The organism is Thalassotalea montiporae (assembly GCF_053485855.1).
Window position 1 is genome coordinate 1 of record NZ_JBQRUO010000016.1, and the last position, 1,285, is coordinate 1,285.

Sequence of the window (1,285 nt, forward strand, 5' to 3'; positions counted from 1 at the left end):
TCTTAAGGCTGAGATACGAGACGAGGCTCTACGGAGCTGAAGTTGTTGATGCCCTGCTTCCAGGAAAAGCTTCTAAGCATAGATATAAAGGAACCGTACCCCAAACCGACACAGGTGGTTAGGTAGAGAATACTAAGGCGCTTGAGAGAACTCGGGTGAAGGAACTAGGCAAAATAGTACCGTAACTTCGGGAGAAGGTACGCCGGCTCTGGTGATGGGACTTGCTCCCTAAGCTGAGGTCGGTCGAAGTAACCAGGTGGCTGGAACTGTTTATTAAAAACACAGCACTGTGCAAAATCGAAAGATGACGTATACGGTGTGACGCCTGCCCGGTGCCGGAAGGTTAATTGATTGGGTTAGCTCTGCGAAGCTCATGATCGAAGCCCCGGTAAACGGCGGCCGTAACTATAACGGTCCTAAGGTAGCGAAATTCCTTGTCGGGTAAGTTCCGACCTGCACGAATGGCGTAATCATGGCCACACTGTCTCCACCCGAGACTCAGTGAAATTGAAATTGCGGTTAAGATGCCGTATACCCGCGGCTAGACGGAAAGACCCCGTGAACCTTTACTATAGCTTGACAGTGAACATTGCTCCTACATGTGTAGGATAGGTGGGAGGCTTTGAAACTTGCACGCCAGTGTGAGTGGAGCCAACCTTGAAATACCACCCTTGTATGCGTGATGTTCTAACCTAGGCCGATTATCTCGGTTGGGGACACTGTCTGGTGGGTAGTTTGACTGGGGCGGTCTCCTCCCAAAGCGTAACGGAGGAGCACGAAGGTTGGCTAAGTACGGTCGGACATCGTACGGTTAGTGCAATGGCATAAGCCAGCTTAACTGCGAGACAGACACGTCGAGCAGGTGCGAAAGCAGGTCATAGTGATCCGGTGGTTCTGTATGGAAGGGCCATCGCTCAACGGATAAAAGGTACTCCGGGGATAACAGGCTGATACCGCCCAAGAGTTCATATCGACGGCGGTGTTTGGCACCTCGATGTCGGCTCATCACATCCTGGGGCTGAAGTCGGTCCCAAGGGTATGGCTGTTCGCCATTTAAAGTGGTACGCGAGCTGGGTTTAGAACGTCGTGAGACAGTTCGGTCCCTATCTGCCGTGGGCGTTTGAGAATTGAAGAGGGCTGCTCCTAGTACGAGAGGACCGGAGTGGACGAACCTCTGGTGTTCCGGTTGTTTCGCCAGAAGCATTGCCGGGTAGCTACGTTCGGAACTGATAACCGCTGAAAGCATCTAAGCGGGAAGCAGGCTTTGAGATGAGTTCTCACTGGG

General features: G+C 52.3%; 1 rRNA gene. It reads left to right on the top strand.

Annotation, left to right across the window (positions count from 1 at the left end):
- Window positions 1-1,285, top strand: a 23S ribosomal RNA gene (locus ACSLUR_RS19055); the annotation flags it as partial.